The 23,868-nt window shown below is 66.8% G+C and carries 20 protein-coding genes; 18 read left to right on the forward strand and 2 right to left on the reverse strand.

The window, feature by feature from the left end:
• Positions 1-87 precede the first annotated feature (87 nt).
• Positions 88-2,979 (reverse strand): FAD-linked oxidase C-terminal domain-containing protein, encoded by a 2,892-nt coding sequence (locus tag QME70_08855; GenBank protein ID MDI6894697.1) that lies wholly within the window; start codon positions 2,977-2,979, stop codon positions 88-90.
• Positions 2,980-3,115: 136 nt separating this feature from the next.
• Between QME70_08855 and QME70_08860 the strand changes: the two genes are divergently transcribed.
• The 18 genes from QME70_08860 to QME70_08945 all read left to right on the forward strand — a co-directional run bounded on the left by QME70_08860 (position 3,116) and on the right by QME70_08945 (position 23,518).
• Entirely contained in the window at positions 3,116-3,904 is a 789-nt protein-coding gene (locus QME70_08860) for an IclR family transcriptional regulator (protein ID MDI6894698.1), read from the forward strand.
• Between the two features lie 177 nt (positions 3,905-4,081).
• Positions 4,082-4,861 carry a hypothetical protein gene (locus QME70_08865; protein MDI6894699.1) on the forward strand — a complete coding sequence of 260 codons (780 nt, stop codon included), beginning with the start codon at positions 4,082-4,084 and terminating at the stop codon, positions 4,859-4,861.
• 57 nt (positions 4,862-4,918) lie between these two features.
• The gene (locus tag QME70_08870) at positions 4,919-6,763 is read left to right on the forward strand and encodes an energy-coupling factor transporter ATPase (GenBank protein MDI6894700.1); all 1,845 of its coding nucleotides are present in this window, start codon (positions 4,919-4,921) and stop codon (positions 6,761-6,763) included.
• A 2-nt stretch (positions 6,764-6,765) separates the two neighbouring features.
• Positions 6,766-7,578 (forward strand): energy-coupling factor transporter transmembrane component T, encoded by an 813-nt coding sequence (locus QME70_08875; GenBank protein MDI6894701.1) that lies wholly within the window; start codon positions 6,766-6,768, stop codon positions 7,576-7,578.
• Between the two features lie 56 nt (positions 7,579-7,634).
• Positions 7,635-8,939 (forward strand): aspartate aminotransferase family protein, encoded by a 1,305-nt coding sequence (locus tag QME70_08880; GenBank protein MDI6894702.1) that lies wholly within the window; start codon positions 7,635-7,637, stop codon positions 8,937-8,939.
• Positions 8,940-9,172: 233 nt separating this feature from the next.
• Positions 9,173-10,933: a PucR family transcriptional regulator ligand-binding domain-containing protein gene (locus QME70_08885; GenBank protein ID MDI6894703.1), complete on the forward strand. Its 1,761-nt coding sequence runs from the start codon at positions 9,173-9,175 to the stop codon at positions 10,931-10,933.
• Between the two features lie 219 nt (positions 10,934-11,152).
• Positions 11,153-12,196, forward strand: a complete 1,044-nt coding sequence (locus QME70_08890) for a leucyl aminopeptidase (GenBank protein ID MDI6894704.1) — start codon at positions 11,153-11,155, stop codon at positions 12,194-12,196.
• Positions 12,197-12,201: 5 nt separating this feature from the next.
• A complete protein-coding gene (locus QME70_08895; GenBank protein MDI6894705.1) occupies positions 12,202-12,927 on the forward strand; it encodes an aspartate/glutamate racemase family protein in 726 nt (241 codons plus the stop codon).
• 5 nt (positions 12,928-12,932) lie between these two features.
• Entirely contained in the window at positions 12,933-13,904 is a 972-nt protein-coding gene (locus tag QME70_08900) for an aminopeptidase (GenBank protein ID MDI6894706.1), read from the forward strand.
• A gap of 128 nt (positions 13,905-14,032) precedes the next feature.
• A complete protein-coding gene (locus tag QME70_08905; protein MDI6894707.1) occupies positions 14,033-15,721 on the forward strand; it encodes an ABC transporter substrate-binding protein in 1,689 nt (562 codons plus the stop codon).
• A gap of 141 nt (positions 15,722-15,862) precedes the next feature.
• Positions 15,863-16,894 (forward strand): ABC transporter permease, encoded by a 1,032-nt coding sequence (locus tag QME70_08910; protein MDI6894708.1) that lies wholly within the window; start codon positions 15,863-15,865, stop codon positions 16,892-16,894.
• A complete protein-coding gene (locus tag QME70_08915) occupies positions 16,887-17,756 on the forward strand; it encodes an ABC transporter permease (GenBank protein MDI6894709.1) in 870 nt (289 codons plus the stop codon). Before QME70_08910 ends, QME70_08915 begins: the two co-directional genes overlap by 8 nt.
• Before the next feature lie 2 nt (positions 17,757-17,758).
• Positions 17,759-18,748 carry an ABC transporter ATP-binding protein gene (locus QME70_08920; protein MDI6894710.1) on the forward strand — a complete coding sequence of 330 codons (990 nt, stop codon included), beginning with the start codon at positions 17,759-17,761 and terminating at the stop codon, positions 18,746-18,748.
• Entirely contained in the window at positions 18,741-19,784 is a 1,044-nt protein-coding gene (locus tag QME70_08925) for an ABC transporter ATP-binding protein (GenBank protein ID MDI6894711.1), read from the forward strand. Before QME70_08920 ends, QME70_08925 begins: the two co-directional genes overlap by 8 nt.
• Positions 19,750-20,301 carry a nitroreductase family protein gene (locus tag QME70_08930; GenBank protein MDI6894712.1) on the forward strand — a complete coding sequence of 184 codons (552 nt, stop codon included), beginning with the start codon at positions 19,750-19,752 and terminating at the stop codon, positions 20,299-20,301. Before QME70_08925 ends, QME70_08930 begins: the two co-directional genes overlap by 35 nt.
• A gap of 4 nt (positions 20,302-20,305) precedes the next feature.
• Positions 20,306-20,614, forward strand: a complete 309-nt coding sequence (locus QME70_08935) for a DUF6092 family protein (protein MDI6894713.1) — start codon at positions 20,306-20,308, stop codon at positions 20,612-20,614.
• Positions 20,615-20,696: 82 nt separating this feature from the next.
• Positions 20,697-21,929, forward strand: a complete 1,233-nt coding sequence (locus tag QME70_08940; GenBank protein ID MDI6894714.1) for a DUF917 domain-containing protein — start codon at positions 20,697-20,699, stop codon at positions 21,927-21,929.
• Between the two features lie 5 nt (positions 21,930-21,934).
• Positions 21,935-23,518 carry a hydantoinase/oxoprolinase family protein gene (locus QME70_08945; GenBank protein MDI6894715.1) on the forward strand — a complete coding sequence of 528 codons (1,584 nt, stop codon included), beginning with the start codon at positions 21,935-21,937 and terminating at the stop codon, positions 23,516-23,518.
• A 74-nt stretch (positions 23,519-23,592) separates the two neighbouring features.
• Here QME70_08945 and QME70_08950 read toward each other — a convergent pair whose 3' ends face one another.
• A complete protein-coding gene (locus tag QME70_08950; protein ID MDI6894716.1) occupies positions 23,593-23,787 on the reverse strand; it encodes a hypothetical protein in 195 nt (64 codons plus the stop codon).
• Between the last annotated feature and the right edge of the window lie 81 nt (positions 23,788-23,868).

Consider the following 23,868-nt stretch of genomic DNA (forward strand, 5'->3'; position numbering starts at 1 on the left):
GGTTCGTGGAAGCCGGTGGGAGCCGTGCCATCATCGGCTCGCTCATGCAGGCGCTGGACGCCCTGGCCGGCCGCGCCGGTACCTGGGTCACTCACGGGTGACCGGGAGCAGGCGCGCTGCGGGAGCGAGGATGCCAGTGGGATCGAGATGCTGCTTCAAGCGGAGCACCAGGTCTCGAGTCGCAGGGTGGTAGGCCGTCAGCGGGTGCCAGGGCGCCACCTCCGGCTCCAGGAGGTCATGCCAGCCATACAGGCCCATCCGGCCCTTGCCGGCGAGCAGCCCTTCCCATCGGCGCAAGACGTGGCTCACTCCGTTCCCTGCCCCCTCCAGCAGGAAGTCGATTGTACCGGGGGAGCAGGATGCGTTCATGGTCGGCCGCCACGGGCTGGCTTCGGCATCGCGGTAGAGCCTTTCGGCAGCGGCGGGCAGGAGCGATGGGGGCAGGACGATGTATCCTGCCACCCAGATGTCGCGGTCGGCGCGGGCCTGGGCGTCGGTAGTGGCTTGGCGCTGCCGGCACCAGGCCAGCCCTGCCTGTCGCCTCGCGGTATCCCAGGCCTCCCGGGCTTCGGCCTCCGGCAGGGCCCGGAGTTCCAGGCGGTGGCGGTGAGCCCGCCCCAGGAGTTGCTCCGCCCACCACTCGACGTCTTCGTGCACGCCCGCCAGGCCGATCAACAGCACCCAGTTATCTTCGCCCGGTGCGGGGGACAGAAGTTGCAGGGGTCCGTCGCAGCCCCAGGCAGAGACGTCTTTCAGCAATCCCTCGAGTTCCGGGCGGCGGACGGCCACCGCCAGGGTCCTTTCCGTTTCGGGCCGGGGCCACAGGCGCACGGTGGCTTCCACCAGCACGCCCAGGACTCCCCACGAACCGCAGAGCAGGCGGGTGACATCGTAGCCGCTCACGTTCTTGATGGTCTGGCCACCGACGCGACAGACCCGGCCCCGGCCGTCGACGAAGCTTATGCCGAGAAGGTTATCCCGCGTGGCGCCGTACCGGGGCCGGCCGGGGCCGCAGGCATTGGTGGCGATTTCGCCTCCCAGGGTGGAGCGGGGTGCGCGCCAGCAGTCCACCGCGTACATGCAGTTGCCCCCGGCGGCCAGGGTGCGGTCCAGTTCCTCGGGGTGGCATCCCACCTCCAGGGTCGCGGTGAGGTTTTCCAGGGTGATGTCTGCCACCCGGCGCAGGTTGGCGGTGGAGACGGCCACGCCGCCTCGAAACGGGGCAAATGCCGTTCTCGCCAGTTCGCCGCTGCCGACGGGCCAGGCCGGGACGCGGCGGGCGGCCAGGATCCGGATGGTTTCCGCCAGCTCCTCGCCGGTGGCGGGGACTGCCACTGCCGCGGGACGGTGCCTGCCCCCGAACCCGAAGGCAGCTATTTGGGAGTCCTGCGTGAGCAGGCCCATCCCCAGAGCGTCGCCGAGTTCGCGGAGGGCGCGCTCAGTGTCGGTCGTGCCGCCGGCCGCCGGGGGTCCGCCGGAGGCAGGTGGCCGCGGACGGCAGGCCGGTGACGCAGGCACATCTGGTGGGTGCCCGGCGGGGCGGGGGATGAGTTTTCCGGGATTGAGCAGCCATCGGGGGTCAAATGCCAGCTTGATGGTGCTGAGGTACTCCAGGGTGGAGGGAGAGAAGGCTGCCGGCATGAACTCCAGCTTTTCTGTGCCAATGCCGTGCTCGCCCGTGAGCGTGCCACCCAGGCGCAACGCTTCCGCCACCAGGGTGCGGCTCACTTGCAGGGCCCGTTCCAGCTCCTCAGGGCAGCGGTCGTCCAGGAGGACGGCCGGGTGCAGGTTGCCGTCCCCCATGTGTCCGAGCAGGGAAATGGGCAGGTCTGTCTGCCGGGCCAGCTCGGCCACCTTGCGGAACATATCGGGGACGCGGTGCCGGGGGACGGTAACGTCCAGGGTGAGGTAGGTGGGCTTGAGCCTGCCATACATCCCCGAAGATGCCCGCCTGGCCGCCCAGAGTTTGTCCCTGTCCCCGGGATCGGTGGCGGAGCGGATGTACGCCCCGCCCGCCTGCCAGGCGATTTCTTCCGCCAGAAGGATCTGGCGCCGCAGGCCGGGACCGGGTCCGTCTACCTCGACCAGCAGCATGGCCTCGGCGTCGGTGGGGAAGCCCAGGTGCAGGTGTTCCTCGGCCAGGCTTATGTCCAGGCGGCCCATGATCTCCAGGGCGGCGGGCATCAGGCGCGCCGCCACCATGCGGGAGATGGCCTCGGCCGCCTGCTCCATGGTGGGGAAGAAGGCCAGCATGGTGGCGTGGTTCCGGGGCAGCGGGGCCAGCCGCAGGGCCAGCCTGGTGATGAAGGCCAGGGTCCCCTCCGATCCCGCCAGCAGGCTGGTCAGCTCCAGCAGGGGGCGAGGGAGATCAGGGCAAGGCACGGGGTCGAGCTGGCCGGTGGCAGCCACGGTGCCGTCGGGCAGCACCAGCTCCAGGCCCACGATGTGCTGGCGGGTTACCCCGTACTTGGCGGCGCGGGGTCCCCCGGCGTTTTCGGCGGCATTACCCCCCAGCGTGGACATGGCCTGGCTGGCGGGATCGGTGGGGAACATCAGGTTCCACCTGGCGGCGGCGCGCTGCAACTCCAGGTTGGTTACCCCCGGTTCCACCAGCGCGACGCGGTTTTCCGGATCGAGGGTCAGGATGCGGTTCATGCGGGTGAGGGCAACGACCACACCCCCGGAGACGGGTACAGGGCCGCCGCTCAGGGACGTGCCGGCACCCCGCGGGACGAGCGGCACGCCCTCGCGGTAGCACAGCGATGCTACGGCAGCCAGCTCATCGCGGTCGGCGGGGAGCGCTACCAGGTCGGGGAGGCCTTCTGCGACCCCGCCATCGTAAGCGTAAGACTCCCGTGCCAGGCGGCTCTTCAGCACCCAGCGCTGTCCCACGATGCGGCCGAGTTCCTTCTCCAGGGCCGTGGCGGCTCCCCCCTTCGGGCGAGGGTGTGGCTTGGATCCGCTGCGGTACCCCCGCATCTCGCATCCCTGCCCCGGCCCCGCTATGCAGCATGAGCCGGTGCGCTAAAATGGAAGTGTAACGGGTTCCGTTGCCGGAGTCAAACTGGCCGGGCCGCGGGCTGAGTGCGCCGCGGGCCGCCGCGGGGGTGGGAGCATGCGAGCGGTGGAGAGAACCATCCAGATCCTGGAGGTGCTGGCGGGGGCAGAAAACGGAGTGAGGCTGGCAGACATCTGCCGGCTGACCGGCCTGGACGGGAGCACCGCCCTGCGGTTCCTGAACACTCTGGAGAGGCTGGGATACGCGGCCCGGGATCCGGCCGGGAGGCGGTACCGTCTTGGTCCGCGCGTGGGGCGGCTGGGGGACGGCCCGGCGCTGAGCGTGTTGCAGCGGGTGGTGCGGCCCCACATGGAGGCACTGCAGCGTGCCTGCGGTGAAGACGTCAACCTGGGCACCATGGACGCGGGTGCTGCTCTCTGTCTGGAGACGCAGAAGTCGTCTCACGTGCTGGGAGTCAATATCTCCAGCGGACTCCGCATGCCGGCTCACGCTTCTTCCCTGGGGAAGGCCATGCTGGCCTTCGTCCCTGCCGGCAAGCGGCGGGCAGTGCTGGCGGGCATGCAACTGGAGAGATGTACGCCCAATACCATCACCGACCCGGGGAACCTGGAACGGGAACTGGAACTGGTGCGGCGGCGGGGATATGCCACCGACCGGGAGGAGTTCAGTCCGGGCGTGGTTTGTGTAGGGGCGCCTGTGTTCAACGCCCAGGGTCAGGTGGTGGCCTCCCTGAGTATCACTGCGCCCGTCCAGCGCGTCCCCCTCGGGGAACTGGAGAGGCGGTACGCCGCTCTGCTGGTGGAAACGTGCCGGACCATCTCGCAGGAGCTGGGATGCCAGGATCCGCCGCTCCCCCCCAGTGGGGGTACGCATCCCCCCGGCTAAGACATAGCCCTCGCTTCGCCCTGTTATGCTCCTGGCCGGGCAGGGTGGACGCCTGGCAGGAATCCCGCCCTCCGATCGCGAAATAAATCAGTGAGCGCAAACTCTGATTGCGCCTGGTGCAAAACGGGAGCACGGTGTTGCGCTCACCGAAAGTCTATGCGAAAGGAGGATGCGGAGATGTCGACGGAGGTGAAGGAAGTTACCCGGCGCGCACGGGGGGCTTCGGTGGCCTGGGTCACCCTGTTCGGTGCGCTCATCGGGGTGACGGCCCTGGTGCCCATCTTCCCCTATGTGGGAGGGGGCGGCTACGTTCCGCTGGCGGTGCCCTTTGCCGCCATTGCCCCCTTCCTGCTGGGTCCGTGGGGGGGCGTGGTGGCCTCGATCATCGGAGGACTCATCGGCATGTTCATCGCGCCCGGCGGATTCCCCCTTGGTCTCCTGGACGTGGTGCTGACGGCGGTCCTGCCCGCTTTCTTCGTGGCGCTCTATGCTAACGGGGAAAGGTACTGGGCCCTGAACACCGCCTGCGTCGCTCTGGTAGCGGTGTTCACCCTGGTGTTCCCCTACTACGTGCCGGGAGCTGCGGCGGGCTTTGAAACCCCGCCCCAGCCCCTCTACTGGGGTCTGAGCGCGTACTACTGGCTTCCCTCGTTGCTGGTGGCGGTGAGCCCGCTGGGGACCCGCGTCATACCGCGCTGGCTGCGAGGCGAGGACCGGGGACGCAAGTATCTGGGCATCTTCGTCACGATTCTGGTCTCGCTGCTCGTCTGGTGGTTGCCCTGGACGCGGCCCTACTGGTACCTGTTCAAGTACCCCGCTGCCCTGGCAATTGCCACCTTCATCGGGTACACCTGGTGGGTTCCCGTGCTGTCTGCCATTACGGCCGTGATCACCATGCCGGTGGTGGAGGCTCTTGCCCGCACCGGGCTGCCCAAGGTGGAGAGGGCCCTCTGGTGAAGTGTACGCGGGGTGCGGTGTGGGTAGGGACCCTCGGTCCAGGACGGAGGTAGCTGGTTGGAGGATGGAGGCGGCAGGGTGGCAAGCAGGCGCTCCCCTCTGGTGAGCATCGCAGGTCTGAGCTTTTCTTACGACGGCAGCAAGGATGTGCTGCGGGAGTTGACACTGTCCCTCAGTCCCGGAGATTTCCTGGTGGTCCTGGGGGCCAACGGGGCCGGGAAGTCCACCCTGTGCTACCTGCTGTCGGGGGTCATCCCGCACATCTATGGGGGGCGCCGGCGGGGTACTGTCCTGGTGGACGGGCTCGATCCCTGGGAGCATCCCATGCACGAGATGGCACCCCACTGCGGGATGGTACTCCAGGACCCGGAGACCCAGCTATTCATGCCCACCCTGGAAATGGAGCTGGGGTTCGGGCCGTCCAACCTGGGTATCCCCCGCGAGGAGGTCATGCGCCGCGTGAGGCACTTCCTCTCCCTGGTGGGCCTGCAGGGATACGAGCGCAGGCCCACCAGGGCCCTGTCCGGGGGGCAGAAGCAGAGGGCGGCGCTGGCCAGCGTCCTCACCATGTTGCCCCGCGTGCTCATCCTGGACGAGCCCACCTCGCAGCTTGACCCGCTCGGCTCCCTGGAAGTGGTAGAGGCCCTGCGCACCCTGGCGCGCGAGCGCGAGATCGCGGTGATAATGACCACCCACAAGGTGGAAGAGGTCTTGGGCATCGCTACTCACTGCCTGGTCCTGCGCGAAGGGGTTCCCGTCCGCCAGGGCCTGTTTGCAGAAGTGGCCGCCGACGTGGATGCCCTCGAGGAAGCAGGGGTGCAGGCACCCGTCGCCCACCGGGTGCTGCACGCCCTGGGGGCGTCCCCTAGCTGGGTGCCGGCGGACCCGGGGCAGGTGGCGCTGGTGATAAAGAAGCTGGTGGATGAGCAGGGCGGGCCCCCCGGCGAGCGCAGCGAGCCCCCGGGGGAAGACGGTGCCCCCTCAGAAGCCGCAGAGGTTCAGGCGGGCCAGGAGGCGGAAGCCGACCAAGCAGCGCAGAAGCCAGGAGCGGGCGAAGTGGTCCTGCAGGTGGAGAATCTCGAGGTCACCTACCCGGGGTCGCCGCCGGTCACCGCCCTGCGCGGCGTCAGCCTGGCGGTGCGGCAGGGCGAGCTCCTGGGTATCGTGGGGCAGAACGGGTCGGGGAAGACCACCCTGGTCAAGGCCCTGGTCGGCTTGGTGCGTCCGTCCCGGGGCCGCATCGTGTACCGGGGCGAGGACATCACCTCCCGGAACACGGGCGAGATCACCCGGCGCATCGGCCTGGTGCTTCAGAATCCCGATTACCAGCTGTTCAACATCTCCGTGGAGGAGGAAGTAGCCTTCGGCCTGCGTAACCTGCGCCTGCATCCCGGAAGCATCCCCGGGCGCGTGCGCGAGGTCCTGGACACGTTGGGTCTGTATGGGATGAGGGACCTCTTTCCGTTCAAGCTCTCCTTCGGTGACCGCCGCAAGCTCTCGGTGGCGTGTGTGCTGGCCATGGGGCCCCAGGTGCTGATCCTGGACGAGCCCACCACGGCCCAGGACTACCGGGGCCGCTACCTCCTGGCCGAACTCGCCGACGGGTTGAGGAAGCAGGGGCATGCCGTGATCATGATCACCCACGACATGGACCTGGTGGCGCGGTACGCCACCCGCCTGCTCGTCCTGCACGAGGGCCGGGTGTTGCTGGAGGGGCCTACGGCCCGGGTATTCCAGCAGGAAGAACTGCTGGCGCAGGCGTGGCTGCGGCCGCCGGGCGCCCACGTGCTGGCCAGGAAGCTGGGATTGCCCGCCCACATCATGACCCCCGAGGAACTCCTTCATTGCCTCGGGTATATCGGTCCGGCCGTGCCCGCGCAGGGCCGCGCGGGGAGGAACTAGCCGTGCAGACGCCCTTTGCCTACTTCGATAGCCCCTCTTTCGTACACCGTCTGCATCCCGTGGTCAAGCTGGGCTTCGTGCTGGCCACGCTGGTGGTGATCCTGCTCCCCTACTTCCCCACCGGGCGCGATTACGGGACGCTGCTATTGTGGCTGGGGCTGGCGGGCCTTTTCTGGGTCCTGGCCGGCATCCATCCGCGGCGGTTCTACGTCTTGCTCAAGATCCTGCTGGCCACGTTCGCTTTCCTGGTGCTGGTGCAGGGGTTCATGTACCGGGGCGGCAGGCCGCTCCTGGTGCTCGGTCACCTGCCCATCCCCGGCGGTGCCGACCTGGGGGTGCTGACGGACGCGGGCCTGCTGTTCGGGATTCTCCTCTGCATCCGGGTGCTGGTGGCGGTGGCCAGCGTGCCCGTATTTGTCTCCACCACTTCTCCCGGCAAGGTCATGGCCATGTTCCGCCGCCTGGGCATCCCCAACCGGTTTGCCTTCATGTTCGTGAGCGCGCTCACCTTCACCGATCTCATCTTCGAGATGTGGAACAGCATCCTGGATGCCCAGAAGCTGCGGGGGTTCGACCTGTCGTCCATGGGTACCATCGACAAGCTGCGCAGGGGCTTCATCCCGGTGGTGGTTCCCCTCATCCTCCTCCTGTTCCGCCGGGGTGACGAGCTGGAGATAGCCATGGGGGGCAAGGGATTTGGGGCACCGGGCCGGCCTACCGAACTCGAGCCGCTGCGCTTCGGGTGGCGGGACCTGGTGGCGGCGAGCCTGATCGCGGGTGCCGTGGTCGGGGTGTACGTGGTCAAGTTCCTATGACGAGTAGTGCCACTTGACGCTACTGCTATTTGTCGCAAGGCGAGGAGGTCAGGACGGTGCAGGAGCGTTCCTTTGTGGATCTGGCGGCGCGCCTCGGGGACCTGCTGGCTCCCAGCCTGGCGGTGGACTGGCCCAATCTGCCCGTTTCCCGGGCCAGCGGCACTTACGTGTGGAGTACGGACGGCCGGCGGTACCTGGATTTCGTTTCCGGGATGGCCACGGCCAACCTGGGGCACTGCCACCCCCGCGTGGTGGCGGCGGCGAAGGAGCAGATGGACCGTCTGGTACACGGACCCATCGGGGTGCTGCTGTACGAACCCATCGTACGGCTGGCGGAGGAGTTGCGGGGGGTGGTGCCGGGCGGCCTTGATATGTTCTTCTTCGGCAACAGCGGGGCAGAGGCAGTGGAGGGAGCCCTCAAGCTGGCCCGCTATGTCACGGGGAGGTCGGCCGTGATTGCCTTCGAGGGCGGCTTCCACGGGCGCACCATGGGGGCCGCTTCGGTTACGTCTTCGAAGAGCAAGTACCGCCTTCACTACGAACCCCTGCTTTCGTCCGTGTACTTCGCTCCCTACCCGTACTGCTACCGCTGCCCGGTGGGAAGGGAGCAGGGGCGGTGTGGCCTGGAATGCCTGGACCGGCTGGACTCCATGTTCCATCACCTGGTCGATCCCTCGCAGGTGGCGGCGGTGCTCGTCGAGCCCGTGCTGGGCGAGGGCGGCTACGTGGTGCCTCCGGCCGGTTACCTGAAGGGGTTGCGGGAGCTGTGCGACCGCCACGGCACCCTGCTCGTGTTCGATGAGGTGCAGACCGGGTTCGGTCGCACCGGCGCCATGTTCGCCGCTCAGGCCATGGGGGTGGTCCCGGACGTCATGGCGGTGGCCAAGGGGATAGCGTCCGGGCTTCCTCTGGGGGCCACCGTGGCTCCTTCCCGGCTGATGAAGGAGTGGTCCCCCGGAGCCCACGGCACCACCTTCGGGGGTAACCCGGTTTCCTGCGCCGCCGCCCTGGCGACCCTGGCCGTGCTGCGCGAGGAGGATCTCCCCGCGCGCGCCCGGGGACTCGGCGAGTATGCCTTGAGCAGGCTGAGGGAGATGGCAGATCGTCACCCGCGGGTGGGAGACGTGCGGGGTCTGGGGCTCATGATCGGCATCGAGTTCGTAGATCCGGCTGGCCGCCGCCCCTATGGAGAGCTGGTGGCCCGCGTCCTGGAGGAGTGCCTGGCTCGGGGGCTGATCCTGTACCCCTGCGGCACTTTCAACCAGGTGATCCGGTTCATTCCGCCCCTTACCGTCTCTGAAGAGGACCTGGACGCCGGCCTGGAGATCCTCTCCCAGGCGCTGGAGGCCGTTGGGGCCTGAAGACCTGCCTCTGGCTCGGGGCGAATGGGCCTTCGGGTTTGAGCCGTCGCTGGCCGTCCCGTGACTTGCGGTGCCCCTGCGGGAGGACCCCTGCAGGGGCGCCTGGGTCTGAGGGTCCCCGTGATCAACCCGCTGCGTGGTTGGCTGGCCGGGGCGACACCGGCCGGGACAAGGTATCGGGTACGGAGGTGGAGAATACATAAGGCTATCGGTACCGAAGGTGTGACTCAATTATGAGCCAGGGGCGACCAAACGCTTCTCCTTACCAGGCGGTAGTCTCCGGTATTACGGTGCGAGAGGCCTTGAAGCTAGGCGCTCTCACGAGGGCCCGGGTGGTGGCCGGCCAGGCGGGCCTGGATAACATCATCCGGTACGTGAGCGTGATCGAGGTCCCCGATGCCGTGCGCTGGTTCCAGGGCTACGAGCTCATGATCACGGCCGCCTACTCGTACCGTCACAGCGAGGAGGCCCTGGTCCAGCTGGTGGAAGACCTGGTGTGTGCCGACGCAGCCGCCCTGGCCATCTGCTACTCCCAGCGGTACCTGGGGGGCATACCCCCCCGGGTCATCGCCCGGGCCGACGAGCTGGGTTTTCCCCTGCTGGAACTGCCCCTCGACGTGAAATACATCGAAATCATCACCCCCGTGCTCACCGCCATCGTCAACAGGCAGGCGCAGTACCTGGATTTTGCTCTGCGCACCCACGTGGAACTGGAGAACATGGTGCTCAAGGGCGCAGGCCTGGAAGCCATGGTGCGGCGAGTGGCCGAGTTCCTTGAAGTTCCCGTTCTGCTGCTCTCCCCCTCGTTCCAGGTACGCTTTTCTGCAGTGCCTTCTGAGCGGGCAGTGGCGGCGGCCACGGCGGCTGGGGTGTCTCCGGACCGACCGGCCACGGCTGGCGAGGCCGGGCCGGCCGCAGCGGCTGGCGCGGTTGTGACGGCCACGACCGACTGGCGGGTAGTTCTGGCCGACGCCCGGCCCGACGGCGAGCACGGCAGCACCGTCCTGGTGGGTGAAACGGGGGGCGTGAGCTTCACCGCCGTACCTCTGGGCACGGAGACCCTGCTTCTTGGCTACCTGCTGGCTCCCGGCATCGAACCCGGAGAGACGAAGCGGCTCTTGCTCTCGCAGTGTTCCATGCCCCTCACCGTGGAGTTGCTCCTGGAGAGGGCCAGGCAGGAGGCGGAGCTACGTCTGCAGAGGGATTTCTTCGATGACCTCTTCAACGGCGAGATGTCCAGCGAGGTCGCCCTCCGCCGGGCGAAGGCGTACGGCATCGACCTGGCCGGGTGCTCCCTGGTGGTGGTGGCTGACATCGACTCGCTGGCCAAACAGTTCCTGAAGTCGGGGGAAGAAGAACGTATCCAGACCCTAAAGGAGGGTCTCAAGAAGCTGGCCAGTGCTCTGGTGGAAGCGGAGGCGGAGGGTGGCGCGGCGGTCTCCCGCAGCGACTCCGTAGTCGTCCTGCCCCGCTTCCCGGGAGTGGGAAGGGAGGATGCTCTTTCTCGGGCCAAGCATCTGGCGCAGCGCCTGTGCCGGGAAGCCGCGAACCGGCTGGCACCCGCCACGGTATCGGTGGGGGTGGGAGCCTACTGCCCGGATCCGGGCGATCTGTCCCGCGGGTTCCGGACCGCGCACGGGGCGATAGAGATCGGGCGCCGCCTGCGCGGGCCCAGCTCGGTGCACTGCTGGGACGAGCTGGGCCCTTACCAGCTGCTCTTCGCCATGAAGGGCTCGGACGAGGCCCGGGACTTCGTGATGCGGAACCTGGGGCCCCTCCTGCACGGACCCGGCACCCGCAGCGAGGAACTCCTCGGTACGCTGGAGACGCTGCTGGCCTGCGGCGGGAATCTGGAAGGGGCAGCTGCCCGCCTCCACCTCCACCGCAACACGGTACGGTACCGTCTGGATCAGATCCGCCGCCTCCTGGGTCGGGATCCCCTGGCTCGCGCTTTCGAGATGGAGCTGGCCCTGGCTCTGCGCAAGCTCTTGTGACATCTGGTCATGGCACACAAATCGGGGACCTTATCCTGTCCCCGCCGGACAAAACGGCTCCCGGCCGCCGGCAAGGGCCGGAGGTTTGCTCCCTTTCGGATCTGGCGCCATGTTCACCATTGCCACAAAATGACCGCGATTTTCGTCACCGGTGCCGAAGGTAACTCCCCGGCGGCGTGGAACCCTCACGCTACTAACGGCCTGGGAGGTGGGGCGTCAATGCCGTCTGTACAGGATCTGGAGCTGGCAAGGGCGGCGTACGTCATTGTCAACGAGCTGTGCAAGGTGAGGCCGGGCGAGAGCGTACTGATCACCGCAGATTCGGCTACCGAGTGGAGGCCCGCGGAGGAGACGGCCAAGGCAGCGGAGGTGGCCGGTGCCAACGTGATGATCGCCTGGCATTCCACCCCCGGCGGGTACGGCAAGGTGGCGGACCCGCGACTGCCCGACGGGCTCAAGGCGGCCATACCCAGTACGGACGTATGGATAGAGTACAACAACCAGTGGTTGCTGTATTCATCGCCGTGGCTGGAGGCGATGACGGGCACCAGGGTGCGTTACCTTTTCCTGGGCGGCCTGGACACCGACCAGATCGTGCGCTGCATCGGCAAGATCGACATCAGGGCTCAGGACGAGTTCCAGCGTGAAATCGTTTCCATGACCCGTCGTGCCTGCCGCATGCGGATCACCACTCCAGCCGGCACCGATGTCAGCTTCGAGAATGATCCGGAACGACCAGTGACCAACGAACTGTTCGCCGATACACCCGGAGCTCACTTCCTGCTGGGCCAGATCGGCTGGGCCCCGGTGGAGGAAACCATCGAGGGTGCCATCGTCTTCGACGGGTCCTTCTCGGGAGGAGGCGAAGCCGACCTGGGGGTTCTCAAAGAGCCCATCAGGCTGACGGTAAAAGAAGGGGTGATCAGGAGCATCAACGGGGGAGACGAGGCCAGGAAGGTCCGCGAGTGGCTGGAGAAGCTGGGCGATCCCAAGATGTACCACCTCGCGCACGTGTGTTACGGCTTCAATCCGGGTGCCCGTCTTTCCGGGCTGTGCACCGAGGACGAGCGGGTGTGGGGCAGCACCGAGTGGGGTATCGGGTTCCAGGGGCCTTTCTTCAAGGGGAAGGTGGGACCGGCCGCCACCCATGCCGATGGCATTTGCCTCAATTCGTCGGTGTGGATGGACGGCGAACTGATCATGCAGGAGGGTAAGCTGGTGCACCCCAAGCTCGCCCGGCTTGCCGCCGCCCTGGGCAAGTGACCGGCGTGCGCATCCGGTTGGTGCTTCCCCACGGATCCCAGGAGTACCGCAGTGGCCTGGCCGAGGAGTTGGGAATGCTGGTGGCGCCGGTAGTGGAGCTGGAAGTGCTCGGCCTGAGTCACGCGGTCGAACGGATCGACTCGGCGTACCACCAGGTGCTGGTAGCTCCCCATCTCGTGGAAGAGGTGGCGCGGGCGGAGCGGGAGGGGTGCGACGCGGTGGCGGTGGACTGCCCGGGGGATGCGGTGTTGCGTGCCCTCAAGGAGGCGGTTCGCATCCCGGTGGTGGGCGTGGCGGAGGCCGGCATCCTGTATGCGCTGGCGCTGGGTGACAGGTTCTCGGTCCTGTCATCGCTGCCGGAGACGGCCCGCATGATCGAAGAGAGCATCCGAGCCCGGGGGTTGCGAGAGCGGCTGGCCTCGGTGAGGGCCGTCAGCGTTCCGGGAGCGGAGCAGGGGAATCACGACCGCGCCGCCAAAGCGCTCCTGGCGGCTGCCAGGCAGGCCATCGCGGAGGATGGGGCCGATGTGGTCGTGCTTGGCCATGCGGGCACGCCGTCGCTGGCCAGGGGGCTGGCGGCGGAGTTGCCGGTGCCTGTGGTCGACCCGGCCCCGGCGGCGATCGAACTGGCCCGGAGCCTGGTCAGCATGGGGATCGTGCAGAGCAAGGTCTGTTTCCCGCAGCCGCGGGCAAAGGATGGGGGCCAGCTCCCGGGGCGGGCGTGGAGGTGAGCGGGTTGGAGACCGAACTTGAGGCGCGCCTGGGGGAGGGTGCGCGGGTGGCCGTCTCCCAGTGCCTGCGGGTGGGTCCCGGCGAATCGGTCCTCGTCGTAACCGATCCGGATTGCCGGAAGGTCGCCGAGGCCCTCTGGGCGGCGGCTTCCGCAGCCGGAGCGGAACCGCTGCTCCTGGTGATGCGGGCGCGGCAGGCCCATGGCGAGGAACCGCCGCCCGCGGTGGCGGAGGCCATGAAAGTCGCGGGGGTTTGCCTTGCCCCCACCAGCCGGTCCCTCACCCACACCGTGGCAAGGCGCCAGGCGACGGCGGCCGGGTGCCGCATCGCGAGCATGCCGGGCATCACCCCGGAGATGATGGCCCGCACCCTGGCGGTGGACTACAGAGGCATCGCCGCCCTCACCGAGAAGGTGGCGGCTCTCCTGGACGGAGCCGCGGAGGCGCGCGTCCGCACGCCGGCGGGGACCGATCTCACCCTGGACATCTCCGGGCGGAGGGCGATGCGCGACACGGGCCTCTATACCCGGCCGGGCGATTTCGGCAATCTGCCGGCAGGCGAGGCCTACATCGCCCCCGGGGAGGGTTCGGCGAGGGGCCGGCTGGTGGTCGACGGCAGCATGGCGGGCGTCGGCACCCTGGATCAGCCCCTGGTCATTGAGGTGGTTGACGGTCAGGCCGACTCCATTACGGGGGGTGTGGCGGCCGCCAGGCTGACGGACCTGCTGGACCGGGTGGGGCGGGATGCACGTAACCTGGCGGAGCTGGGCATCGGGACCAATCCGGCGGCCCGGGTGACAGGGAATGTCCTGGAGGATGAGAAGGTGTTGGGGACCGTACACCTGGCGCTCGGTGCAAATGCCAGCTTCGGTGGGAAGGTGCAGGTGGGGTCCCATCTGGACGGTGTACTCCTGAGCCCCGACGTGTGGGTGGATGGGGTGCAGATCATGCGGTCCGGGCAGTTGCTACTGCCCTGACGTGAGGGCAGGGGAGTGAAGCGGAGCGGAGCTGCCTGCGGCGTGTTGGGAGGCGGGAAGGGGGGAAGAAGCCGGTACAAGAGCAAGACTTGCCCTGACACTCGCAAACGGAGAGGAGGGTTCGACTCATGACAGGCAGAGTTGGCATCAGGGTGCTGGTGTTCCTCACGCTGGTGGCCTTGCTTGCAACCGGGGTGGCGGGTTGCCGGAAACCAGAGCCCAAGCCGCAGGCCCCCGCGGAGATCAAGCCCGAGGACAGGATCCTGCGGATGGATGAGGACTGGCCCACCTACATCGACCCGGCGGTGGGCAACGATTTCTCCGACAGCATCGCGCTGGTCAACCTGTATGATACGCTGGTGTTCCCCAACCTGGACGGTTCCGTGCGGGCGCATCTGGCCACCAGCTGGGATGTGTCTCCGGACGGCCTCAAGTACAGCTTCCACCTCAGACCGGGAGTAAAGTTCCACAACGGTCAGGAGGTCACGGCCGAGGACGTCGAGTTCTCCATGAAACGGCTGCTCACCATCGGAGAAGGCTTTGCCTACCTGTTCAAGAATGTCTCGGACGTGAAGGCCCCAGACAAGTACGCCGTGGAGTTCACGCTCAAGGAGCCGTTTGGCCCGTTTATCAAGGCGCTGGTGAGGTTCTACGTCCTCAACAAGAAAGAAGTGCTCGACCACCTGAAGAAGCCCGGCCAGTACGGGGACATGGGGGACTACGGGAAGGAGTGGCTGCTCACCCACGATGCCGGTAGTGGACCCTATAAGGTCAAGGAAATGAAGATGGAGGAGTATCTGCTGGCGGAGAAGTTCAACGAGTGGTGGGGCGGGTGGGACAAGGACGCGCCCGTGTACTTCAAGGAGTTCGCCAGCCCCGATCCGGTTACCATACGGACCCTGATGGCGCGTCGCGAGACGGAGCTGACCGACGAGTTTCAGCCCGAGGAGAACCTGGCTGCGCTGGAGAAGATCGAGGGTGTGCAGACGGCGGGATTCTTCAACGGCAACAACCTCAACATCATGCTGCATACGAAGAAACCCCCGACGGATGACATCCACTTCCGCCGGGCCCTGGCATACTGCCTGGACTACGAGACGGTGGTCACCAAGATCTGGCCCAGCTGCAAGCAGGCCCGGGGGCCGGTGCCGCACAACCTGCCCGGCCACAACCCCAACGTCTACCAGTTCAAGCGCGACCTGGACAAGGCCAGGGAGGAGCTGAAGAAGTCGAAGTATTACGGCCAGCTGGACAAGTACCCCGTAACCCTGTCCTGGTGCGCCGAGGTTCCCCTGGAGGAGAAGCTGGCGCTGCTCTTCCAGGCCAACGCGGCGGAGCTGGGCATCAAGGTGGAGGTTACCAAGAAACCCTTCGGGGCCATGATTGCCGATGCGCAGTCACCGGAGACGACGCCCAACGCGTCCATAGTCTACGTAGCTCCCCACTATCCCGAGGCGGGGTCCATTCTCACCTCCCGTTACCATTCCAGCACGTGCGGTAGCTGGGAGCAGTGCGAGTGGCTGCAGAACAAGGACGTGGACGCCGCCATCGAGCAGGCGCTGCGGACGACCGACGAGCAAAAGCGGTTCGAGGTGTACCAGAAGATCCAGGAGATGATAGTGGAACTGTGCCCCACCATCTGGGTGCTGGACCAGTTCGAGAAGCGGGCCTACCAGGCGGCCTATGTGTACTGGCCTGCCGGAGAGGCGGGTAAGGCCGGCAAGAGCATCCTGCCGGTCATGGGGTACGGAGTGTATGCCCACGATTACAGGGTGTATCCGGAGAAGAAGATGGAGCTGCTGAAGGCATCCAAGTGACGGGTCGGCAGAACTGGTCCGGCCGGAGCGGAGCCGGGCGGGGGAAGCCCGGGCTATCGAGGCCGGGCCAGGCGGGTAGTCGGGCGGCGGGCCTGCTCGCGGGGGCGGGCCCGCCCTGGCCAAAGAGGGGGAGGTTGGACCGTGAGCGTCGGTAGGTTCGTCGTCCGCAGGTTGGCCCTTTCTCTCCTCGTCCTGGCGGGGCTTTCCGTCCTGATTTTCCTGATAGCCCGGGTGGTGCCGGGGGATCCGGCCAGGCTGGCTCTGGGACCCCGGGCGCCGGAGTGGGCGGTGGACAACCTCCGCAAAGAGATGAACCTGGACAAGCCCCTGGAGGTCCAGTACTACCTGTGGATCAAGGGGCTTTTCCGGGGGGACCTGGGCAAATCGCTGCTCACCCGGCGGCCGGTGCTGGACGATATCAAGGAGTTCCTCCCGGCCACCTGCGAAATCGTGCTGCTTTCCGCGCTGGTCATGGCGCTGGGGGGGATCACCCTGGGATTGCTGTCGGCGAGCTACCCCAACTCCTGGTTCGACAATGTCACCCGGGTGGTGGCCTACCTGGGGATCGTAACTCCCTCCTTCGTGTGGGCGGTGGTTTTCGTGCTGATCTTCGGCTACCTCTGGCCCATCCTGCCCGCCATCGGCCGACTGGAAATGGGCGTCGAGGCTCCTCCCGTCCTCACGGGGTTTCTGCTCCTGGACAGCCTCATCTTCGGCAAATACGAGGCGTTTTGGGACGCCCTGCGGCACCTCATACTGCCGAGCGTGGCCCTGGCTCTGGGCGGCATGGCCCAGGCTGCTCGCATCACCCGTTCCAGCTTGATGGAGAACATGAGTAAGGATTATGCTCTGGCCCAGGTGGCGTACGGTATTCCCTGGCGGGTGATCCTGCTCAAGTACCTGCTCAAGCCCTCCCTGATACCTACCGTTTCCATTATGGCCCTGGACATTGCCGCTCTCTTTGCCAACGCCTTCCTGGTGGAGCTGGTCTTCAACTACCCTGGGATCTCCGGCTACGGCATCAGGGCCATGCTGAACAAGGACATCAATGCCATCACCGGAGTGATCATGATCCTGGGGGTCATATTTACGGGAATCAACATCATCGTGGATCTGATAGTCGCTTACCTCGACCCGCGGGTGCGGCTGCTGGGAGGGAACCAGCGTGCATAAGACACAGGGCTGGGGAGAAAGAGTGGGACGGGCGTGGTACAGGTTTTCCCGCAACCGGCTCTCGGTGGTGGGGCTGGCGGTGGTGCTGTTGGTCGTGTTCCTGGCGCTGCTGGCGCCCGTTGTCGCCCCTTACCCGCAACACGCGGGGGCCTTCGTGGATTACGGTAACGCCAACCTGCCCCCGTCGGTGGCCCACTGGTTCGGTACCGATGTCTTCGGCCGCGATATCCTGAGCCGGGTCCTGTTCGCCTTTCGCGGGGCGCTCATCATGGCCGTGGGGGTGCTGGTGGCGGTGGTTCCCCTGGGGACTTTTCTGGGTCTGGTGGCGGGCTACTACAAGGGGACCTGGCTGGACACCTTCATCATGAGGGTAACCGATGTTTTCCTGGCCCTGCCCGCCCTCATCCTGGCCCTGGCCATCTGCGCCGTCCTGAGGCCCACCCTTTTCAATTCCATGATGGCGGTGTCCGTGTCCTGGTGGCCCTGGTACACGCGCCTGGTGTACGGCATGACCTCTTCCGTTCGCAACGAGTTTTACGTGCAGGCGGCTGAGGTGACGGGAGCAAGCAAAGGCCATATCCTTTTCCGGGAGATACTCCCCAACTGCCTGGCTCCCATCTTCACGAAAATGGCCCTGGACGTGGGCTGGGTGATCCTGGTCGGGGCAGGTCTCAGCTTCGTGGGCCTGGGAGAGCAGCCACCCACGCCGGCGCTGGGGACCATGGTATCCGACGGCGCCAAATACCTTCCCCACCTCTGGTGGAACTCGGTCTTCCCCGCCATTGCCATCATGGTGATGGTACTGGGTTTCAACCTCCTGGGGGACGGCGTGCGGGACATGCTCGCCAGGGAGGAGGGATAACGATGCGGGCTGACGCTCTGGTGGAGATCAGAGACCTCGCCGTCTGGTACCGGGTGTACGGTGGGGTGCTCAAAGTGCTGGACGGCGTGAGCCTGGCGGTACGCCCGGGCGAGAAGGTGGGCATAGTGGGCGAGACGGGGTGCGGCAAGACCACCACCATGAAGGCGATACTCAGGATACTACCCGGCAACGCCCTCATCCCGCGCGGCCGCATACTGTTCAACGGTACCGATGTCCTCAAGATGCGGGGCCGCGAGCTTCAGGAGCTGCGCGGACAGGGCATCGCCATGATATTCCAGGATCCCACCGCGGCGCAGAACCCGGTATTCACCGTCGGCCAGCAGATAATGGAGGTCATCAAGTACGCCCGCGCCGGGGGCGGTGCCCGGGAGAGGAGGGACCTCGCCATCGCCGCACTCAAGGAGGCGGCTCTTCCCGACCCGGAGCGGATCATGCAAAACCACCCCTTCCAGCTCTCCGGGGGGATGCGGCAGCGGGTGTGCATCGCCATGGCCCTGGCCACGGCCCGCACCCTGCTCATCGCCGACGAGCCCACCACCAACCTGGATGTGACCATCCAGGACCAGGTCCTGCGCCTCATGAAGAGGCTGGTCGAGGAAAAGGGGACGTCTCTCATCCTGATAACGCACTCGCTGGGAGTGGCACGGGAGATGACCGATGTTGTCAACGTGATGTACGCAGGCAGTATGGTCGAGGTGGCTCCCACGGAGGATTTGTTTGAGAATCCCCTCCACCCATACACCCTGGGCCTGCTGCGTTCCATCCCCAAGCTGACCGGGGGTGGCATGGCCGAAGGCATTCCCGGTCGTATCCCCAACTACGCCGACCCACCCCGCGGCTGTCGCTTCGCCCCTCGTTGCGAGCGGGCGAACGCCGTCTGCTCGGAACGGAAGCCCGATTTCTTCCCGGCCGGACCGGGCCACCAGGTGGCGTGCTGGCTGTACGGGGGCGGGGGTGAAAGCGTTGCCTGAGGAACTCCTGCTGGAAGTACACAACCTCAAGAAGTACTTTCCTACCGGGCAAAAGGGAGTGTACGTGAGGGCGGTGGACGGGGTCAACTTCGAGTTGAGGCGAGGTGAGGTGCTGGCGCTGGTGGGCGAGTCCGGGTCCGGCAAGAGCACCACAGCTTACACCGTTCTGGGGATATACCAGCCCACCGCCGGCCAGGTACTGTTCAAGGGCCGCGACATTTCCGCGGGACTGTGGCGACGCCCCCTGGCGGTGAAGAAGGACATCCAGATAGTGTTCCAGGACCCGGGCACGTCCCTCAACCCCAGCCGCACCATCGCCCAGATACTGGGCCTGCCCCTGGCGGTGCACGGTATCGGTAGCAAGGCAGATCGACAGCAGAAGATCATCGACCTGCTGCGCCTGGTGGAACTGCCGCCCGACTTCATGTATAAGTATCCCGGGGCCGTCGGGGGCGGGGAAAGGCAGATGGTGGCCATTGCGCGTGCGCTGGCGACCAACCCCAGCCTGTTGGTGCTGGATGAGCCCACTTCTGCCCTGGACGTTTCCGTCCAGGCGAAAATCGTCAACATGCTGATCAGGCTGCAACAGGACCTTCACCTGGCGTACCTCTTCATCACCCACGACCTCAGCGTGATGAGGAACGTGGCCACCCGGGTGGCCATCATGTACCTGGGCAAGATCTGCGAGACGGCTCCGGTTCTGGAGCTGTTCTCTAACCCGGTGCATCCGTATACTCAGATGTTGCTCTCCTCTATACCCGTGGTTTCCAAGGCGGAGGAAGCGGTGAAGACGAAGAAAATCCAGTCCACCGGTGAAATCCCCAGCCCCGTGCGCGTGCCCCCCGGGTGCGGGTTCCACCCCCGCTGCCCGCTCCGGGTTGATCTCTGCGTGCGGGAGGATCCCCAGATGCACGAGGTCAGGCCGGGGCATTTCGCCCGATGCCACCTCCTGGCGGGGGAGGCGATGGAGGGTGGTAACGGCAGGAAGGGGGGCGGAGGCGATGGAAGTTCGCGAAGCCATCAGACAACGGCGTAGCGTGCGCAGCTACAGGGCGGACCCGGTTACCCGCGAGCAGCTTTGCTCCATCCTGGAGGCGGCGGTATGGGCCCCCAGCGGAGGGAACACCCAGGCTTGGGTGTTCGTGGTGGTGACCGAGGAGCGCGTGATCCGCGACATCAAGGCTTTTTCGCCCGGCATGTTCGCGCCTCCCCCCGCCCTGGTGGTCGCGTGCAGCGATCTGGACCGGGCCGGCAGGCGCGGGGGGCGGCTGGGAGCAGAAGTGCTCAGCCTGTGCGACCTGTCCATGGCCTGCCAGAACATGATGCTGGCCGCCGTGGGGATGGGTCTGGGTTCCTGTGTGGTGAGATCTTTCAACCAGACTGCCGTGGCCCGACTGCTGGGATTGCCCCCACACGTGAGGCCGGAACTGCTGGTGACGTTGGGGTATCCCGCCCGTGTCCCTCCGGCACCCCGGCGCCGACCGCCCGATGAGGTGGTCCACTGGGAGAGGTTCGGAGGAACGGCCCAGGTCGCCCCGGCAAGCAGGGGGTGAACGTATGGGGTTGGCCGGCAACGAGGAGAAAGCCCGGGGGCTGCTCTTCCGGTACCTGTGCTACCTGGCCTCCAGCGCCGCAGGCCTGGTGGATGAGCCCCGGCTGTACGGGCCCTTTCGCCTGGTGGACGCCGCCGAAAGGCTGATCGACATCATGAGCGAGCTGGGCTGGAGCGATCCTTTCCTGAACGAACTGCACGACTTCATCGCCCGCGAAAAGGACGGGGTGATGACCGATGAGGAGGGGTTCGTGGCCTTCCTCAATCAGGTGGTGGACAGGCTGGCGACGGAGTTGCCAGCGCGCTCTGGATGAAGGTGCCCTCCAGGGCGAGGCGGCCGGGCCACACCGTATGCGGGCGGGCGAACCCCGTTGCGGATAATGAGGGGGCTGGGGCATGCGGAAGCTGGGAGTGCAGGAAATCGAAGATATAGCCCTCGGGGCCGCCGTCCTGGGGACGGGCGGCGGAGGTGACCCCCACATCGGCAAGCTCATGGCCATCCAGGCCGTGCGGGAATACGGCCCCGTGGAGTTGATCGACCTCGAGCAGGTACCGGATGATGCCATCATCATGCCCCTGGCCATGATGGGCGCACCCACGGTCATCGTGGAGAAAATCCCAAACGGCGACGAGTTTCCCCGTGTCTACCACGCCCTGAAGCAGTATCTGGGCAGGGAAGTGTACGCCACCATGCCCATCGAGGCAGGCGGGGTCAACTCCATGATTCCGGTGGCCTCTGCCGCCCGCCTGGGTATCCCCCTGGTGGACGCCGATGGCATGGGGCGGGCGTTTCCCGAACTGCAGATGGTAACCTTTCATCTGGGCGGGATCACCGCCACCCCCATGGCCATGACCGACGAGAAGGGCAACCTGATCATCCTGTCCACGGTGACCAACCTGTGGACGGAGCACCTGGCCCGCAGTGCCACCGTGGTCATGGGCGGCTCTGCCATGATCGCCATCTACCCGCTGACCGGTGCCCAGGCCAGGGAATGGGCGATCCGGGGCATCGTCACCCGGACGGAGGAAATCGGCAAGACGCTGCGGCTGTGGGGCAGGCGCCCCGGGTCGGTGCGGTCGCAGGCGGCCGCGCTCCGGCGCGACCTCCCCCCGGTCGTCGCGACCATGCCAGGTGGAGTGGCCGGGGAGGAATGCGCAGGTGGGGCGAGCACCGGGCGGCGGGCGGGCCCGGGCGAGGTGCCGGAAGGCGATGTGGTGCAGGCTGTGCTGGCGCTGACCGCAGGATACCTCCTCTTCCGGGGCAAGGTGGTGGATGTCGCCCGGCGCACGGTGGGTGGTTTTGCCCGGGGTGAGGCGGTGCTGGAAGGCCTGGACGAGTTCAGGGGCCAGAGCATGCGCATCCACTTCCAGAACGAGAACCTGATCGCCCTCCGTGACGGTGAGGTGCGGGCCACCGTCCCCGACCTGATCACTGTGCTGGATGCCGAGACGGCCCGGCCGATCACGACGGAGGGGTTGCGCTATGGGTATCGGGCCGTGGTGGTGGGGATGCCGTGCGATTCCAGGTGGCGCACTCCCCGGGGCCTGGAGACGGTGGGGCCCAGGTACTTCGGTTACGACGTGGACTACATCCCCATCGAACAGAGGATGGCCGGGCAGAGGGGGTAGTGGGGGTGACTTACCGACTGGGCATCGACGTGGGGGGCACCAACACCGACGCCGTGGTGCTGGACGAAGTCGACCGGCCGGTGGCGAAGGCCAAGAGCCCCACGACCCCTGACGTAACCTCGGGCATCGTGCGGGTTCTGGGAAAGGTGCTGGGCCAGGGGCTGGTTGACCCCCGCCAGGTCGCGTACGCCATGCTGGGGACCACCCACTGCACCAACGCGATAGTGGAGCGCAGGCGCCTCACGCCGGTTGCCATCGTGCGCATCGGCCGGCCGGCGACGGCGGCGGTGCAACCGCTTACCGGGTGGCCGGAGGACCTGGCATCTGTGTGTGGCCGGTACGTCTACCTGGTGCGCGGAGGCCACGAGTACGACGGGCGCGAAATCGCCCCGCTGGACGAGAAAGAGGTAGCCCGTGCCTGCCGGGAAGTGAGGGGCAAGGTGGGATCACTGGCCATCTGCTCGGTGTTCTCACCGGTGAGTTCCGCCCACGAGCTGCGGGCGGCTGAGATAGCCCGCGAGGAATTGGGCGGGGTGCATATCTCACTATCCCATGAGATAGGCAGCATCGGCCTGCTCGAGCGGGAAAACGCCACCGTGCTCAACAGCGCCGTGTCCGGGGTGGCCGGCCAGGTGGCAGCCGCGTTCGAGCAAGCCCTGAGGGAAAGGGGCATTGAAGCCCGTACCTACTTCGGGCAGAACGACGGCACCCTGATGGCGGTGGATTATGCTGTGCGGTATCCGATCTTCACCGTGGCCTGCGGGCCCACCAACAGCATCCGGGGGGCAGCGTTCCTGTCCGGGCTGCGGGACGCAGTCGTGCTGGACGTGGGAGGGACCACCACCGACGTGGGAGTGCTGGCCAACCGCTTCCCGCGGGAGTCGTCGGTGGCAGTCGAGATCGGCGGGGTGCGCACCAACTTCCGTATGCCCGACCTTATCTCCATAGGCCTGGGCGGAGGGAGCATCGTGCGTCTCGGGGCCGGGACAGGAGCCGGGCCGGGGGGCCGGTCGGGGGGCGGGCTTACGGTGGGACCGGACAGCGTGGGTTACCTGCTGGAGGAGAAGGCGGTGGTTTTCGGGGGCGACGTCCTCACCGCCACCGACGTGGCGGTGAAGCTGGGGCTGATTGACCTGGGTGACCCGTCCCGGTTGAGCGTGCTCGACCGGACGACCGCGCAGGGGGCCCACGCCCGCATGGTGAGCATGATGGAGGACGCCCTGGATCGCGTGAAGACAAGCCCCCAGACCGTGCCGGTCGTCGCCGTGGGGGGAGGCAGTATCCTCATCCCGGATCGCCTGGCGGGGGCGTCGGAGGTGGTGCGTCCCCAGCACTTCGAGGTGGCCAATGCCATCGGGGCTGCCATTGCCCAGGTGAGCGGACAGGTCGAGCGCATTTTCTCGCTGGCCGGGATGGGACGGGAAGAGGCTCTGGAAGAGGCCAGGCGGATGGCCAGGGATGAAGCGGTGAGGGCGGGAGCCGATCCCGCCACCGTAGAAATCGTGGAAGTGGACGACGTCCCGCTCGCCTACCTGCCAGGGAACGCGACCCGCATCCGGGTGAAGGCAGCTGGCAGCCTGGCCGGATAACCGCCCATGCACCTGCGCGTGAGGCCCTGCGCGGAGCGGGCAAGTTCGTGCTGGCGGTGAACAGGCTGGTTAGGTTAGAGTACCTGGCTTCTTACCTCCTCCGCAGGGGTTTGGGGCGCGGGCGGCACCCCCTTGTCGGGCACCACCCCCTTGTCGGGCACCACCTCGCGAGCGCCCTCCCGGCTGTCCCGGTAGCGGGCCGACAGTCCCAGCCGGCCCGCCACCACCTCTACCGGCTCGTCCACTGCCTCTGCGACGGCCAACGCCATGGCCCGCCTGTTCCGATTGGCGGCTATCAGTCTGGTCGTTGTTCCTGGGTGGCAGAGGGCGCGTGAAGCAGGATTACCGGT

The sequence above is a fragment of the Bacillota bacterium genome, assembly GCA_030019365.1.
Classification (GTDB): Bacteria; Bacillota; Sulfobacillia; order JACIYH01; family JACIYH01; genus JACIYH01.